Annotated in this window: 16 protein-coding genes; 13 read left to right on the top strand and 3 right to left on the bottom strand. The window is 49.2% G+C overall.

Annotated elements, in window-relative coordinates; genetic code table 11:
- Positions 1–48 precede the first annotated feature (48 nt).
- On the bottom strand, positions 49–222 hold the full coding sequence (locus tag OLM33_03275; GenBank protein MCW1712692.1) for a 4Fe-4S binding protein: 174 nt from the start codon (positions 220–222) through the stop codon (positions 49–51).
- 141 nt (positions 223–363) lie between these two features.
- On the bottom strand, positions 364–867 hold the full coding sequence (gene thiT / locus OLM33_03270) for an energy-coupled thiamine transporter ThiT (protein ID MCW1712691.1): 504 nt from the start codon (positions 865–867) through the stop codon (positions 364–366).
- Between the two features lie 495 nt (positions 868–1,362).
- On the opposite strand from thiT, the gene nhaC reads away from it, so the two are divergent.
- Both nhaC and OLM33_03260 read left to right on the top strand, forming a co-directional pair.
- Complete coding sequence (gene nhaC, locus OLM33_03265) at positions 1,363–2,883, top strand: Na+/H+ antiporter NhaC (GenBank protein MCW1712690.1); 1,521 nt, start codon at positions 1,363–1,365, stop codon at positions 2,881–2,883.
- 20 nt (positions 2,884–2,903) lie between these two features.
- Positions 2,904–3,362 carry a hypothetical protein gene (locus OLM33_03260; GenBank protein MCW1712689.1) on the top strand — a complete coding sequence of 153 codons (459 nt, stop codon included), beginning with the start codon at positions 2,904–2,906 and terminating at the stop codon, positions 3,360–3,362.
- Between the two features lie 76 nt (positions 3,363–3,438).
- Here the strand turns inward: OLM33_03260 and OLM33_03255 are convergent, their stop codons facing one another.
- On the bottom strand, positions 3,439–4,647 hold the full coding sequence (locus OLM33_03255; protein ID MCW1712688.1) for an FprA family A-type flavoprotein: 1,209 nt from the start codon (positions 4,645–4,647) through the stop codon (positions 3,439–3,441).
- A 445-nt stretch (positions 4,648–5,092) separates the two neighbouring features.
- Between OLM33_03255 and OLM33_03250 the strand changes: the two genes are divergently transcribed.
- The 11 genes from OLM33_03250 (at position 5,093) to OLM33_03200 (ending at position 15,777) form a co-directional block, all read left to right on the top strand.
- A complete protein-coding gene (locus tag OLM33_03250; protein ID MCW1712687.1) occupies positions 5,093–6,772 on the top strand; it encodes a methylmalonyl-CoA mutase family protein in 1,680 nt (559 codons plus the stop codon).
- 33 nt (positions 6,773–6,805) lie between these two features.
- Positions 6,806–7,219 (top strand): cobalamin B12-binding domain-containing protein, encoded by a 414-nt coding sequence (locus OLM33_03245; protein ID MCW1712686.1) that lies wholly within the window; start codon positions 6,806–6,808, stop codon positions 7,217–7,219.
- A 3-nt stretch (positions 7,220–7,222) separates the two neighbouring features.
- Positions 7,223–7,624 (top strand): methylmalonyl-CoA epimerase, encoded by a 402-nt coding sequence (gene mce, locus OLM33_03240; protein MCW1712685.1) that lies wholly within the window; start codon positions 7,223–7,225, stop codon positions 7,622–7,624.
- 96 nt (positions 7,625–7,720) lie between these two features.
- Positions 7,721–9,280, top strand: coding sequence for a methylmalonyl-CoA carboxyltransferase (locus tag OLM33_03235; GenBank protein MCW1712684.1), 1,560 nt, complete (start codon positions 7,721–7,723; stop codon positions 9,278–9,280).
- A 13-nt stretch (positions 9,281–9,293) separates the two neighbouring features.
- Positions 9,294–9,689, top strand: coding sequence for an OadG family protein (locus OLM33_03230; protein ID MCW1712683.1), 396 nt, complete (start codon positions 9,294–9,296; stop codon positions 9,687–9,689).
- A gap of 40 nt (positions 9,690–9,729) precedes the next feature.
- On the top strand, positions 9,730–10,134 hold the full coding sequence (locus tag OLM33_03225; protein MCW1712682.1) for a biotin/lipoyl-binding protein: 405 nt from the start codon (positions 9,730–9,732) through the stop codon (positions 10,132–10,134).
- 36 nt (positions 10,135–10,170) lie between these two features.
- Positions 10,171–11,295: a sodium ion-translocating decarboxylase subunit beta gene (locus tag OLM33_03220; GenBank protein ID MCW1712681.1), complete on the top strand. Its 1,125-nt coding sequence runs from the start codon at positions 10,171–10,173 to the stop codon at positions 11,293–11,295.
- A gap of 383 nt (positions 11,296–11,678) precedes the next feature.
- Positions 11,679–12,926, top strand: coding sequence for an MFS transporter (locus OLM33_03215; protein ID MCW1712680.1), 1,248 nt, complete (start codon positions 11,679–11,681; stop codon positions 12,924–12,926).
- A 129-nt stretch (positions 12,927–13,055) separates the two neighbouring features.
- Positions 13,056–13,934 (top strand): fumarate hydratase, encoded by an 879-nt coding sequence (locus OLM33_03210; protein ID MCW1712679.1) that lies wholly within the window; start codon positions 13,056–13,058, stop codon positions 13,932–13,934.
- Positions 13,924–14,496 (top strand): Fe-S-containing hydro-lyase, encoded by a 573-nt coding sequence (locus OLM33_03205; protein ID MCW1712678.1) that lies wholly within the window; start codon positions 13,924–13,926, stop codon positions 14,494–14,496. Before OLM33_03210 ends, OLM33_03205 begins: the two co-directional genes overlap by 11 nt.
- A gap of 333 nt (positions 14,497–14,829) precedes the next feature.
- Positions 14,830–15,777 carry a TAXI family TRAP transporter solute-binding subunit gene (locus OLM33_03200; GenBank protein MCW1712677.1) on the top strand — a complete coding sequence of 316 codons (948 nt, stop codon included), beginning with the start codon at positions 14,830–14,832 and terminating at the stop codon, positions 15,775–15,777.
- Positions 15,778–15,787 lie beyond the last annotated feature (10 nt).

Raw genomic sequence — 15,787 nt, 5'->3', positions numbered from 1 at the left:
AACCGGAGGCCGGCGCCTCCGGTTTTTTTATCCGCTCAGATGTAATTACTACTGGGAAATTGCGCTGACAGGGCAGGTCGCCACACAGGCTCCGCACTCAACACATGTATCCGGATCGACCTTTGCTTTGCCGTCATTCATACTGATCGCCGATGTCGGGCAAACGCCTACGCATGCCTCGCAACCTACACAAGCATCCTGATCAACTACTGCTTTAGCCATTGTAAGAAGTCCTCCTTAAATTATGTTTCAAAATAATTTTTGGGGAAAATCGATACCCCGCATTCGCGTATTCTATATTGAAAAGGGAAAAGCATCAACCTTTTTTGTGAAATAAAGCGGTATTTTATATTTTGGAAAGGCCTATCTTCCTATCTTATCCAGCCTGGGCAATATCAAATAAATAAGTGCTATGCAGATGACAGCCTCCGGGATCACAACGCTCGCATTGTAAAGAAAGGAGTAGAGCCATACATTCATCCCTTCGGGTGCGTAATCCGAGAAAAAGACGACCCCTGACAGTACAGAAGCAAAAAGGTTCATGAGCGATGCCGCGGCTGCTCCAAGATATCTGTTTGCCCTGAAGAAGCCTGCGGTTCCGATAAGTGCATTTGCAACAGGGTAGTCAAGCAATGCCTGGATCGGGTGTATCACGTATCCTCCCATGAACAGCTTAAGCATCCCTACGGCCAGTCCTGCCGATACTCCCGCGGATCCGCCTCTTCGTAATGCAAATATAAGTATCGGCAGCATGCCAAGGCTGACAGAGCCTCCCTGAGGGAGTGCAAACAGCCTGACGAACGAAAGAGCGGCCGATAATGCTATGCAAAGCGATCCTTCTGCGAGGATCTTTATTGGGACTTTCATGATCTGACCTCCGGGCCATGCTATGTTTTCAGTGCGAAAGAGCAGATGATACATCTTGCTAAGTATACTGTCAAAAGCCCTCCGCCGTCATCTCTTATCAAGAAAAGCAGATAATTGTAACCTTTTTATTTTTATGAACTCGGAGGTGCTTCAGTGTCAAAAATGAGACGATCTCCCATGCTGTCTTTTCGCGCAAGCCGGCAGACCGTCAGCATCCTGAAGGATGCATGATATGTACGTACATGTTATAAGCATATCTTAAATGAACATACAAGAGTAGACAGATTACTTGCAAAGGTAGTAAAATTACTTAGAGAGGCAACAAAAACACTTTTTTTCATATGTTGCGTTAACCTTTATGCCAAGCCGCTTTTTACGGTTTTGATTTCAAAAGACGGAGGTGGTCGGCTGATCAAATCACTTTTCAAGTTTTATTTTTTTCTGCTTTTTTGTTTCTAAACTTATCAGAATGATCGAAAGGGGAGTTGTCTTATTATGGAGCCTCGTAAACCTTCACTGGCGTTAACTCTTGCAGTTTTTTTGTCGGCAGCTGCACTGATTGGAGCCAGTGTCCTGGTATGGGAAGTTGATATTCACATCGCGCTTATCCTTAGCGCAATGATTGCGATCGCGGTTGGAGTTGTAGTCCTTAAATATGATTACGCCACAATCGAAAAAGGTATTATTGACGGCATAATGACAGGTATGCAGGCTTGTCTTATCCTTTATACGGTTGGTCCGCTTATTGGGACCTGGATCGTAAGCGGAGTAGTCCCAACAATGATCTATTATGGACTGGCCATTCTAAGCCCGTCAATTTTCCTTTTCGCCACACTGCTCATCTGCTCAGTTGTATCACTCTCGACCGGTACATCATGGGGTACGTCCGGAACTGTCGGCATAGCTCTTATGGGGATCGCGCTTGGTCTTGGTGTCCCGGCTCCTCTAACGGCTGGCGTAGTCATTTCAGGAGCATACTTCGGCGACAAGATGTCTCCGCTTTCTGATACTACGAACCTGGCACCGGCCGTTGCGGGAACTGACCTTTTTCAGCACATCAGAGCCATGGTGTGGACCACCGGGCCTACTTACATAATAGTTGCTGCAATAACGCTTGTGATCGGTTTCCGTTACTCAGGCGGACAGCTTGACACTGCGAAGATAGCTGCTATCCAGGCACTTATGAGAGCAGAGTTCTGGATCAACCCGATCACCCTCCTGGCACCCCTGGTTGTCATTGGGCTTTCTGCAACGCGTAAACCCGCCCTCCCAAGCCTGTGGGCTGGTATCTTTGTAGCTATTGTCATTGCTTTGGTCAATGGTTCAGGATTTGGCGAAATCCTGAATATCATGCAGTACGGCTACGCACCCTCAGTTTCAGCCTCTATAGCAGGTGCTGGTGAAGATGCTGCTGCTCTGGCTAAAGTTCTTGCCGAGAGCAATATCACTGTCGCCCCGGATATTGCTTTGGAAGCAGCGAACGACATAGTTAAGCTTATGGAGCGCGGCGGTCTGCAGTCTATGAACTGGACGATCTCCCTTATCATCTGCGCATTCACATTCGGTTTTGCCATGGAGACATGCGGTTTCCTCAAGGTCATGCTTGAAGCTATTATGAAGCCCATCAGGTCAGTCGGCGGAATGATCACAGCAACTATAATGTCCTGCTTTGTCTGCGACATCTTCCTTGGCGACCAGTATCTGTCCATAGCAATGCCTGGAACCATGTTCCGTTCAGCATTTGAAGAAAAAGGACTCCACCCAAGGATGCTGTCCCGCTCGCTGGAAGACGCTGGTACTCTTCTCTCTGTTCTTATTCCATGGAACACTTGCGGTGCATACCATACTACAGTTCTTGGAGTTCCTACCGTTCAGTATATCCCTTACGCATTCCTCAACTATCTTAACCCTATCGTAGCAATAATCATGACCTACATGGGCATAGGCATATTCTGGCGCGGTAAGGACGGAGAACCCGTCAAGGGCGGAAAAACGGGTCCTGCGGATCTGGTTTAGCAAGATAAGAGCAGTTTAAATTGCAGGGAAAACTGCCGGAACTTGAAAATCTCCTGGTCTCAAGATCAGGAAGGACCACCAGCAACTATAAGACTGCGACTTTTGCCGCAATAGGGATCTATCTAATAGGAGGTACTCTCTGGAGGTACTATTCTCAGGGTGTAACAGAAAAGATCCTGCCCAACATCATACTGGGGTTTGCGAGTTTCTTTGCTCTCAATTACCGGAAACTTGTATATTTATCCCCGATAGGGATGGTCAAGGAGACACACACCTGGATCACCCACCACAGAGAGGTGATGAAATGGGAAGATATCAAGTTCATCACTTTGATGCACAAGGGTGGCGAAACGATGGTATTTCTGGAAAGGGACACGCTGGGATGGAAAGTGCTTTTTGAGCGCGACCAGGTCAGTGATCTCAAAAAATTTTTTAAGCAGTATATACCGGATATTGAGATCAACGAGATGAACCGGTAGTTTCAAACACAAAGGGAGCCCCCTCAAAACTCAGGTTTCGGGGGGGCTCCCTTTAATTTTTGCCTTTAAAAAAATTTTATTTTATGAACTGTTTTTTTACCGCTTCAGCAACGTTCCTTCCAAGCAGCCTGCATTGGTCAAGGTCTTCTTCCGTCGGGCAGGATTTTACTTCCACCGACGGCTGAATGAGCGTCCAGTCCCCTCCCTGTTCAGCGAAGAGCTGCAGTTCTGCCAGAGCTCCCTTGCTCCAGCTGTATGAACCGCATATCCCGAGTATCCTGTTCTTCATCATCTTGTTTGAAAGTGATCTGCAAAGTGTCGCCATAGGCGGATAGAGCTCTGTGTTGTAGGTGCAGCTTCCGAGCACCAGCCCCTTGTACCTCCATATGTCCGCGACCATGAATGAAAGATTGTCCCTGGAAACGTCGTGTACGAAGACATCCTTTATGCCTGCTTCTGATATCGAACGTGCGATGGCATCGGTCATGAATTTTGTATTTCCGTACATTGAACCGTATACGACCACAACTCCCTCATCCGTCTCATGCCTGCTCCACTTGTCGTAAAGATCTACTATATGCCATGGGTTCGTCCTGTGTATGGGACCGTGTGCCGGACAGATGATCTTTGGCTGTAGCACCCTGACCTTGGCGATCGCCTTTTGAGTCGGCGCGGCGTAACGTCCGACTATGTTGGCGAAATATCTAAGGATCTCGTACTCATAATGGACCATGTCGAGCTCATCGTCGAATATGCCGCCCTCGAGTGCGCTGAAGCCTCCGAAAGCGTCTGTTGAAAAAAGCACTTTCTCTGTGGCGTCATAGGTTACCATGCTCTCGGGCCAGTGGACCATGGGTATCATTGCGAAGGTCACCTTATGGTGCCCCAGGTCGAGGACGTCACCTTCCTTTACCTCAATTATGTTCTCCGTTATCCTGTAGAAGGCGTCGATCATTTCAACTGTTTTTTTGTTGCCCACTATCTTCATCTCAGGGTAGAGGTGGCGAAGCATCCTTATGGAACCTGAGTGGTCCGGTTCCATGTGGTTGACTATGAGGTAGTCTATTCCCCTGCCTTCGGGAAGCACGGATGTCAGCCTCTCGATGTAATCCGAAAGGTTGCCGCTTTTTATCGTGTCGATTATCGCGGTCTTGTCGTCATTGATAAGATATGCGTTGTATGAAACTCCCTTTGGCAAAGTCCACAGTCCTTCAAAGAGGTCTGTCTCGCGGTCATTGCCGCCTATCCAGTATATCTTATCCGTGATCTTTATCGCTTTCTGCATCTCTATACCTGCCTTTCTTTTCTGTCTGTCTGTTAAGGTCCATTAATAATACAGCAACATAAAGGATAAGGTAATGTATAAAAAAATCTAATTAAAATAATTCCTAAAAATGCCGTGTAGTAATTTTCAAACAAGAAAGATTATTCTGATATTTCTATTTAGCCATTTTTAAACGAAGGTGCAATTATTTTTTTTACGCCTAAAAGAAGGTGAAAGAGTTCACTTAAGAACTTGCTTCAAGGTATATTACGTCTATTTGCAAAAAAGCTTTTGAAAAGGAATATTTTGCAGGTTTGGTGAATGTGTCTGAAATGACCTGTCAAATGTTGCAATTTTCGCAAACCTGGCTGATAATAGTACGGTGTGATTTTTTACGACCCAATCATGTGTGCAGGTGATCAGTTCCCAAAACGGTCACGAAATGTTTCATAAGGAGGCGGAGTAAGTGTTTGACCCAAAACAGCTCCAGGAAGTGGAAGAAGGAAGCAAGTGCTACGAAGGATCAGTAGCTAAGACATTGGCGAAAAACCCTGAAAGGAAGGACAACTTCACGACAGGAGGAGGTATCCCCCTCAAAAGGACATATACCCCTCAGGATCTTGAAGGCCTTGATTATTCAAAAGATCTTGGCTTTCCAGGACAGTATCCTTATACAAGGGGAGTTCAGCCAACAATGTACCGCGGCCGTTTTTGGACGATGCGCCAGTATGCCGGCTTTGCAACAGCAGAAGATTCCAACAGACGTTACCGCTATCTTCTGGGCCAGGGGACGACAGGCCTTTCAGTAGCCTTTGACCTTCCCACCCAGATCGGTTACGACTCAGACGACCCCATGGCGGTCGGAGAATGCGGCAAAGTCGGAGTTGCGATAGACAGCCTTGCAGATGCAGAGATACTCTTTGACCAGATCCCGCTTGACAAGGTCTCAACATCAATGACGATCAATGCACCTGCGTCGGTACTGCTTGCTATGTACATCGCAGTCGCTGAAAAGCAGGGTGTGCCGATGTGCGAGCTTTCAGGCACCATCCAGAACGACATCCTCAAGGAATACATCGCCAGGGGAACATACATATTCCCTCCCAAGCCTTCGATGCGCCTGATCACCGATATTTTTGAGTTCTGCAGCAACAACATCCCCAAGTGGAACACCATCTCGATTTCCGGCTACCACATCAGGGAAGCAGGATCAACAGCGGTACAGGAAGTCGCATTTACCCTTGCAGACGGTATAGCATACATTGAAGCAGCCATCAAATCGGGACAGGATCCGAACGTGTTCGGCAAACGCCTCTCCTTCTTCTTCAACTCGCATAACGATTTCCTCGAAGAGGTCGCCAAGTTCCGCGCGGCACGCAAGATATGGGCAAAGATCATGAAGGAACGCTTCGGAGTAACTGACAAGAGCGCCCAGATGCTCCGCTTCCATACGCAAACAGCGGGATGCACACTTACGGCACAGCAGGCTGAGAACAACATCGTTCGCGTCAGTATCCAGACGATGGCGGCGGTTTGCGGAGGGACCCAGTCGCTCCACACCAACAGCCTTGACGAAGCTCTTGCCCTTCCGACGGACAAATCGGTCCGCATCGCTCTCCGTACTCAGCAGATAGTTGCATACGAGTCAGGAATAACCAACACGGTCGATCCTCTCGCAGGAAGCTACGCTGTCGAATCTCTCACAAAGCAGATCGAAGACGGAGCCTGGGAGTACATCAACAAGATAGACGAAATGGGCGGAATGATGACCGCGATCGAAAAAGGCTATCCACAGAAGAATATCCAGGATGCCGCCTACCAGTACCAGAAGTCTATCGAGTCCGGAGACCGCATCATCGTCGGAGTCAACAAGTTCCAGATAGAAGAAGACATGTCTGAGCGCAAACTCCTTAAAGTCGACGCAAGCGTTGGAGTAAACCAGATAAAGAAACTTCGCGCAATGAAAGAAAACCGGGACAATGTCAAAGTCAGGGATTGCCTCGAAGCCGTACGCAAGGGCGCCCAGGGCGAAGAGAACCTCATGCCCCTCATTCTTGATGCAGTACGCCATTATGCAACAGAAGGCGAGATCTGCGGTGTTCTTCGCGAAGTATTTGGCGAGTACAAGGAAAACGTGGTTCTTTAGGTTTTCTGAAGAGCTGATAAGGAGGAAAAAAAGATGGACCGTAAAATTCGCGTAGTTGTTGCGAAACCAGGACTCGATGGCCATGACCGCGGAGCAAAAGTCGTCGCCAGAGCCTTCAGGGACGCAGGCATGGAAGTAATATATACAGGACTTCGTCAGACACCCGAGCAGATCGTCGCCACAGCGATCCAGGAAGATGCCGATGCAATAGGGATAAGCATACTTTCAGGAGCCCATGAGTACTGCTTTAAGGCGATCATCGACCTGCTCAAGGAAAAGAACGCAAGCGACATAATAGTCTTTGGCGGCGGAGTCATCCCCGAAACAGACTATCCCACGCTTTTGGGATTCGGAGCCGGAGCGATCTTCGGACCCGGCACGCCAACGACAGAGACGATCGCCTGGCTTGAAAAGGCAGTCGCCGAGAAGAGAGCGAAAGAGGCGTAGAAAATGAAACCGACAGTTATCGACCACATAGGAATAGCGGTCAAAAGCATTGATGAGTCCCTCAAGCTTTGGGAAGCCACACTTGGCATCAAATGTCACGGAGTGGAAGAAGTTGTTGAGCAGAAGGTGAAAACAGCATTCCTGCCCCTTAAGGACACTGAAGTTGAACTTCTTGAAGCCACAAGCCCCGAAAGTCCCGTAGCGAAGTTTATCGAAGCAAAGGGCGAAGGCATCCACCATATGGCTATCAGGGTCGATGACCTCGAGGCAACACTTGCGGAGCTCAAGGAAAAAGGTATTCGCCTTATCGATGAGAAGCCCCGCCTCGGCGCGGGCGGTGCAAAGATCGCCTTTATCCATCCTAAGGCGACCGGAGGCATCCTGCTCGAACTGAGCGAACGCTAATATTGAGTTAAGAAGGACCCCCGTGCTGTATCTGCAGCACGGGAGTCTTTGCTAAAAAGTACCGAAAGTTTCAGAACATCAAGGAGGTTAGTAGTAATGGCGGACAAGACGATTGACGAACTGTGCGCGAGTCTCGTTGAAAAGCGGGAAAAGGCCGTACAGGGCGGTGGAGCAAAAGCCATTGCCAAACAGCACGAGAAGGGCAAGATGACCGCACGTGAGCGGATCGACGCAATTCTCGACCCCGGAAGCTTTGTTGAGATCGATGAGTTTGTAGAGCACCGCTGTGTTAACTTCGGGCTCCAGGACACAGTCTTTCTCGGCGACGGTGTAGTTACCGGGTACGGTACTATTGACGGGCGTATTGTATATGTATTCAGCCAGGACTTCACAGTAATGGGCGGTTCACTTGGTGAAATGCATGCAAAGAAGATCTGTAAAGTACTCGATCTTGCCCTCACCAACGGAGCACCCTGCATCGGCATCAACGATTCAGGCGGAGCCCGTATCCAGGAAGCGGTAGATGCTCTCTCCGGATACGGAAACATTTTCTTCAAGAACGTAAAGGCAAGCGGTGTTATCCCCCAGTTCTCCATAATTGCCGGTCCCTGCGCAGGCGGAGCTGTTTACAGCCCGGCGCTCACTGACTTTGTATTTATGGTCGACAAGATCGGTATCATGCACATAACCGGTCCCCAGGTCATCAAGGCGGTAACCGGCGAGGACGTAACATCGGAGCAGATCGGCGGAGCAAGGGCTCACAACGCCACATCAGGGTGTGCTCACTTCTTCGCCAAAGACGAGGCTGAATGCTACGCACAGGCCAGGAAAGTTCTCAGCTATCTGCCCAGCAACAACATGGAAGAACCTCCCTTCATCGAAACAGGCGATGATCCCGCACGCATGGATCCCTCACTCCGCGAGATGGTCCCGACCAATCCCAACAAGGGATACGATGTCCGCGACGTCATCAGAAAGGTCGTTGACAACGGAGATTTCTGTGAAGTCCAGGAAATGTACGCGCGCAATATCGTTACAGGCTTTGCAAGGGTCGGCGGAAGATCTATAGGTATCATTGCAAACCAGGCGAAGTTTATGGCAGGATGCCTTGATATCGATGCTTCCGACAAGGCAAGCCGCCATATCCGCATCTGCGATGCATTCAACATTCCTATCGTAACCTTCGAGGACGTTCCAGGATACCTGCCCGGACTCAACCAGGAAATGGGCGGCATAATCCGTCACGGAGCGAAACTCCTTTACGCTTACAGCGAAGCCACTGCCCCTAAGATCACGATAGTCCTCCGCAAGGCTTACGGCGGATCATACCTCGGCATGTGCAGCAAAGACCTCGGAGCAGACGTTGTTCTGGCATGGCCACAGGCTCAGATAGCGGTCATGGGAGCAGAAGGCGCCGCGAACATCATTTTCCGCAAGGACATTGATGCGGCAGAAGATAAAGAAGCGATGAGAGCTCAGAAAATAGAGGAATACAAAGAGGCATTTGCGAACCCCTACTGTGCGGCAGCCCGCGGTTTTGTAGACAGGGTGATCCTCCCCGAGGAAACACGCCCCGCTCTCTACCAGGCTCTTGTTATGACAGAATCCAAGTGCGAGCTTCGTCCGAAGCGCAAACATGGCATCCTGCCCAACTAAGGGGGCGTATTGAATGACTGAAAGTTCAATTGCTTCCCATTTCACAGGTGTAGGCGGCGGTCTCGTAATGTCCTTTATTGCCTTCAGCATAGTGTTTATTGTCATTATAGGCCTTATGCTGGTAATGATGGGAATGAAGCATGTATGCAACGCTATAGACAGAAGCAAAAAAGATACTGCATCAGCCCCCGCAGCACAGTCGGCACCGACCCCTCCTGCTGCAGTACAGGCAGTAGCCGCTCCTTCGGCAGAAGATGACGGAGTCCTGCTGGCAGTCATATCTGCGGCTATTTCAGCTATGTGCGGAAGCGCGGCGAGGGTCGTTTCTTTTGCTCCTGCAAAAGCTCCGGCCGGGTCCGGTTGGAAATTTGTAGGCAGGATCCAGAACACAGAAGGTTTTCAGGATTAACAAATAACTTTTACAAAATTATTGAGGAGGTTTTTCTCTGATGGCACGCAAATACAGGGTTACAGTAAATGGTAAGGCATACGACGTAGATGTAGAAGAAATGGGCGCAGGAGCACCGGCAGCAGCTCAGGTACCCGCAGCAGCGCCCGTGGCAGCACCCGCGCCTGTGGCAGCTCCCGCACCGGTTGCGGTACCTGCACCCGCGGCAGCACCCGCACCGATAGCAGGCGGAGCCGGCGCGATCGAAGCACCGATGCCCGGAAAGGTGCTTAAGATCCTTGTCTCCCAGGGCGCTCCCGTAACAGCAGGACAGCTTGTCCTTATCCTTGAAGCGATGAAGATGGAGAATGAAATTTATGCTCCCTCGGCAGGAACAGTCACTCAGCTTGGCTGTAAGGAAGGAGATTCTGTCAATACTGGCGATACTCTCCTGGTTATCGGTTAGTCTGCTTTGGCAGGACTTTCCAGGGAGGGAAATTAAATGGATCTCTATTTGACCGCGCTTAAAGGCGTAATTGAGCAGTCTGGGTTTATCGCCCTTAATATGCCTACACTTGTTATGCTTATAGTGTCGTTTGTGCTGCTCTATCTAGCTATCGCGAAGGGTTTTGAACCCCTTCTGCTTATGCCGATCGCTTTCGGATGTCTGCTTGTAAACCTGCCGCTTTCCGGCATCGTAGATCCGGGCGGATTCCTCTATTTCGTAAAGTTCGGCATTGACCACGAACTCTACCCGGTCATCATATTCATGGGTATAGGTGCTCTGACCGACTTTGGACCGCTTCTTGCGAACCCCATAACGTTCCTGCTCGGGGCTGCTGCGCAGATCGGAGTTTTCTTTGCAGTCATCGGAGCCATGTTCATGGGCTTTACTATCCAGGAAGCCGCAGGCATAGGGATAATCGGCGGGGCTGACGGCCCGACGGCAATATACCTCTGTGCTAAGCTGGCAAAACACATACTTCCAGCAGTCGCTGTGGCAGCATACAGCTATATGTCGCTGGTGCCTCTTATCCAGCCTCCCGTCATCAAGCTTCTGACGACGAAAAAGGATCGCGGCATTAAGATGGAACAGCTCCGTCCCGTTACAAAGACAGAGCGCATCCTTTTCCCGATAGTTTCGACCATCTCCTGCGGACTTGTACTTCCCGCTTCGGTCCCCCTTGTCGGGATGCTCATGTTCGGCAACCTGCTCCGTGAATGCGGATGCACCGAGCGTCTCTCTCTTGCTGCCCAGAACGAGGTGCTCAATGCGACTACGATATTCCTCGGCATATCTGTCGGAGCCACAATGAGCGCTGAATCATTCCTTACTGTTGCTACTCTTAAGATAATTGCATTGGGACTTATTGCGTTCATCTTCAGTACAGCCGGTGGAGTGCTCTTTGGCCAGCTCATGAAAGTGGTCTCCGGCGGAAAGATAAATCCGGTAATAGGTGCTGCGGGAGTTTCTGCTGTTCCGATGGCCGCACGTGTATGCCAGAAGGTCGTATCCAAGGAATTCCCGGGAAGCTATGTCCTGATGCATGCAATGGGCCCCAACGTTGCCGGAGTCATTGGTACCGCAGTTGCGGCAGGAGCTATGCTTACCCTTCTTACGAAGTAAACTGAGCGCCGGCAATAAGCAGCGCTGACTTCACAACATTTGAAAGAGACCGCTCAGCGTATTTTAATACGCCAAGCGGTCTCTTTCTTCATGCTGCATCGTTATCGCCGCCTCTTGCCGGCGCTCAGGATTTTATGGCAATAAGCAACGCTGACTTCACAACATTTTTGGGTTCCCATAACTGCTTTCCGCTCACGGGGAACTCTCTCTGCGAGCAGCGTAATTGGATACTTGCTGTCAGGATACCTGCCTGAATATCGTCCGTGACCGATAATCAAATAATTTTGATATTTTATATATGAAATTCATAACTTTACTCGATAAATACTGATATCTTTGGTTATAATGTTAAGGATTTCAGAACTTTGTCTGGAGTGTTGATTTTGCAGGATAAGGAAATGTCTCTTCTCTCTCCGCTTTTCTTAAGACTTTTTATCCCGTTTGGGCTTGGGTATTTTATCTCGGTACTGCTGGGCAGCGCCAATGCCATCATGTCGCCAATATTGGTGAATACATTTTCCCTCTCTCCCTCAGATCTTGGATTTATGACATCCGTATACCTTATCTCTTTCGGCATTGCACAGTTTCCACTTGGAGTGTGGCTTGACCGTTACGGCGCACGAAAAACACTTGCGCCCTTTATGCTTTTCGCGGTCGGAGGAGCCGTGATCTTTGCATATTCCCAAAACGTCGGACAACTTATCCTTTCCAGGGCCCTTACTGGCATAGGGTTATCGGGTTGCCTTATGGCTGCCTTTAAAGCATATTCAGAATGGCTGCCATCTGAACGCCTTCCCCTTGTCTACAGCCTGGAATGCCTGACAGGCGGTATAGGAGGTATGGTGGCGACTAAACCCATCGGGTTTGCGATCAGTGTACTTCCGTGGCGCACCGTATTTGCATTTCTTGCTCTTTTTACACTTCTTACCGCTGTTTCGATATGGTTCGTCACCCCTAGGGACGGAAATAAGGCATCAGGTGAGAAAACTACATTTACAGAACAGCTAAGACAGATGGTCGCGTTTTTTGCAGATCCCAGATTCTGGTTCGTAGCCCCTGTGGTGACAGCAGCACAGAGCGTAATGTTCGCATATTTGTATCTTTGGGTCGGGCCCTGGATGAGGGACGTTGCAGGGATGGGAGAGGCTGAAGCGGGTACATATATGATGTACGCCTTTACTGGTGCTGCTGCAGGATACTTCCTTAACGGAATACTGGCGGATCTTTTTAAAAAGAGAGGATTCCTTTCATGGGAAAGAATGTATCTCTATTCAGGAGCTCTCCTTACTATGGTACTCGGTTTCATCGCAGTAGAAAACGGAAGGGGATCTGCTGCTCTGTGGGGGATCGTGATGTTCCTCTCAACGATGACGATGATCTCCTTCCCCTTAATGAGAAAACTCTACAAGGCCAATGAGGTTGGCAGAGTGCTTTCTCTTCTTAATTTTACAATCTTTCTCTTTTCCTTCATATTCCAGTGGTTCATCGGGGTCGTTCTTGATTTTTATCCTGTGGCCGATGGACAATTTTCCCCGGAAGGCTACAGGACAAGCCTTGCTGTGATAGTTATCCTGAATCTTGCCGCTGTGATACACCTTTATTTAGAATTGAAAAAACGCCGTATAATATAACCGGATTTCATAAATACTGAAAGCACCGATGCCTTTCTACTCACTTCGCAATTCCATGACCTCATTTATGAGGCTGGCTCTGCGGGGTAAAGGGATGTCTTGTGCTGATGCTGCAAAAGGGGGAGTTATATGAACGAAAGATATGAGGTGCAGGCTTGTGAGGTCACTGATCTGGTGAGTGATCTGGCACTCAAGGCAAACATGTTTCTTCCTGACGGGCTAAAAAAGCTGATCCGTGATGCCCTGAATAAGGAAAGGATGCCCATAGCAAGGCAGGCATTCACGGATATCCTTGAAAACGCGGAGCTGGCGGCAGAAAAAAATATGCCGATATGTCAGGATTGCGGACTGGCTGTAGTTTTTATTGAAATTGGCCAAAGCGTCAGCGTCAGGGACGGAAACATAGAGGAAGCGGTAAATGAGGGTATCCGCAGGGCATACAGGGATGGATATCTTCGCAAGTCCGTGGTCAAAGATCCTGTCTTCAGAAGGGAAAACAGCGGAGACAACACACCTGCCGTCATCCACTGGAAAATAACATCCGGCAAGGATATTAAAATAACAGTCAGTCCTAAGGGTATGGGAAGCGAAAACATGAGTAGGATATATATGCTGAAGCCTGCGGACGGCGCCGAAGGAGTCATAAGGTCAGTGGTAGAGGCTGTAAAAACCGCTGGTCCCAACCCGTGTCCCCCGATAGTCCTTGGGATCGGCATCGGCGGCAATTTCGAAACTGTTGCACTCGCATCGAAGCGCGCACTGCTCAAACCGGAAGGTGTCAGGCACCAAATCCCTGAGTACGCTGAGATGGAAAAAGAGATCCTTAAGAGGGTCAATGAACTTGGCATAGGTCCAGGCGGATACGGCGGAATGACAACAGCCCTTGATGCACATATTGAGACACTGCCTGCACATATAGCTGGGATGCCAGTAGCGGTAAATATATGCTGCCATGCACTCCGGCATGCGGAGGGAAAGATAGAGGGGAGGCTCATAAATGGATGCTAAATACATGAAAACACCCCTGACCGAAGATGACGTAATGGGACTGAGGGCGGGAGATATCGTATACCTTTCAGGAAGCATCCTTATCGCACGGGACGCAGCCCACAAAAGGCTCGTCGAGAGCATCGCATCGGGAGAAAAAGAACCTTTCCCCATCAGAGGCGAGATAATTTTTTACGCCGGACCGGCTCCTACACCCCCGGGAGAAGTCATAGGACCTATCGGTCCTACCACAAGCGGCCGGATGGATCCTTATACTCCCTTTCTTCTCGAAAGGGGACTGAGAGGCATGATAGGGAAAGGGAAGAGGAACCAGGAAGTCCTCGAAGCTATAAGGAAAAACCGGGCCGTCTATTTCGGAGCGACAGGCGGAACAGCTGTACTCCTTGCCCGATCTGTCGTGTCAGTTGAAATGGTCGCATATGAGGATCTTGGTCCCGAATCTGTCCGGAGGCTTGAGATAAGGGATATGCCTCTGGTAGTTCTGGCTGACCCTCATGGAGGAGATTTGTACAGCAGCGGCCCTGAGGATGCCGTTAAACTTATCATTGCCGACAGTATGTAATATGCTTTACATGGCACGGTCGTAAACTCCTGTTTCATTATCAAATATGATTTGAATTCTATTGCTGGTTTGATTGAAGAATTGTTTTAATCTAATATTTCAATTGTCTGGTTTTTATGGGGGTGATTGCAAAGAAAAATCTATAATGACATTCAATTATTACGTTTTTGCTGGTACGGACCACTGAAATACAAGAGAATGTAATTTTTGCCGTTGTGTTAACCATTTTTCTTTGGTAGAATTGCGGAGCCGTACCTGACGGGAAAAATTTTTTTTATTTATAAAATCATTTCATGATCAGGTGCGGAAAAATATCACGGAGGTGCTTTGTGTATGACAAAGACAGCAAGATTCCTTATCGTAACGGCGATGATCCTTGTATTCGCCGGAGCCGCATCAGCAGCAACGTTTATCAACATCGGCACAGGATCGACAGGCGGAACGTATTACCCGGTCGGCGCAGGCATGGCAAAAGTATGGAACAGCGCGATCCCCGGAATGAAGGCAAACGCACAGTCAACCGGCGGAACAGCACAGAACCTTGCTCTCCTTGGTAAGGGTGAAGCTGAAGTAATTTTTGCGGACGGCCTCTATTTCTTTGCCTATGAAGGCAAGGGCACATTCGAAGGAAAGCCGATGAAGGAACTCCGTGGACTTGTTCCCCTTTATGCCGAACCCATCCACTTCCTCGTCGCAAAGGGCAGCAACATCAAATCGATCCAGGATCTTAAGGGCAAGAGGGTCTCTGTCGGAGCAGTCGGAAGCGGAACCGAAGTAACGGTGCGCACACTTCTTAAGGTAGCGGGACTTGACCCCGACAAGGACATCAAGCCGGAGAACCTTGGACTTTCCGACACAGCCGGAGCGTTTGCCGATAAGAACATCGACGCAGCACTCACAGTAGGAGCTCTTGGCATCGCCGGGGTCGTTGAGATCACCACACTTGGCACAGCAGAATTCCGCGACATTCCAGCAGACATAGTTGCAAAACTTGGAAAAGAACTCCCCTACTACCTGCCATTCGATATCCCCGCAAACACCTACAAAGGCCAGACCACGCCCGTTAAGGCACTCGCAAGCTGGAACGTCCTCATCACAACCGAAAAGCTCGGAGATGAAGATGCTTACAAAATGACGAAGGCACTCTACGAGCACAAGCAGGATATCCTCAACATTTCGACAAGACTTGCTTCCATGTCTCCCGAGAACCTGAAGTATATCCAGGTCCCCCTCCACAAGGGATCACTGAAGTACTACAAGGAAATCGGAGCAGTAAAGTAGACAAAGCGCA

The sequence above is a fragment of the Synergistaceae bacterium DZ-S4 genome, from assembly GCA_025943965.1.
Lineage (GTDB): Bacteria > Synergistota > Synergistia > Synergistales > Synergistaceae > Caenicola > Caenicola nitritireducens.
The sequence above is the reverse complement of the archived record's forward strand: the minus strand, read 5'-3'. Positions and strand labels throughout refer to the sequence as shown.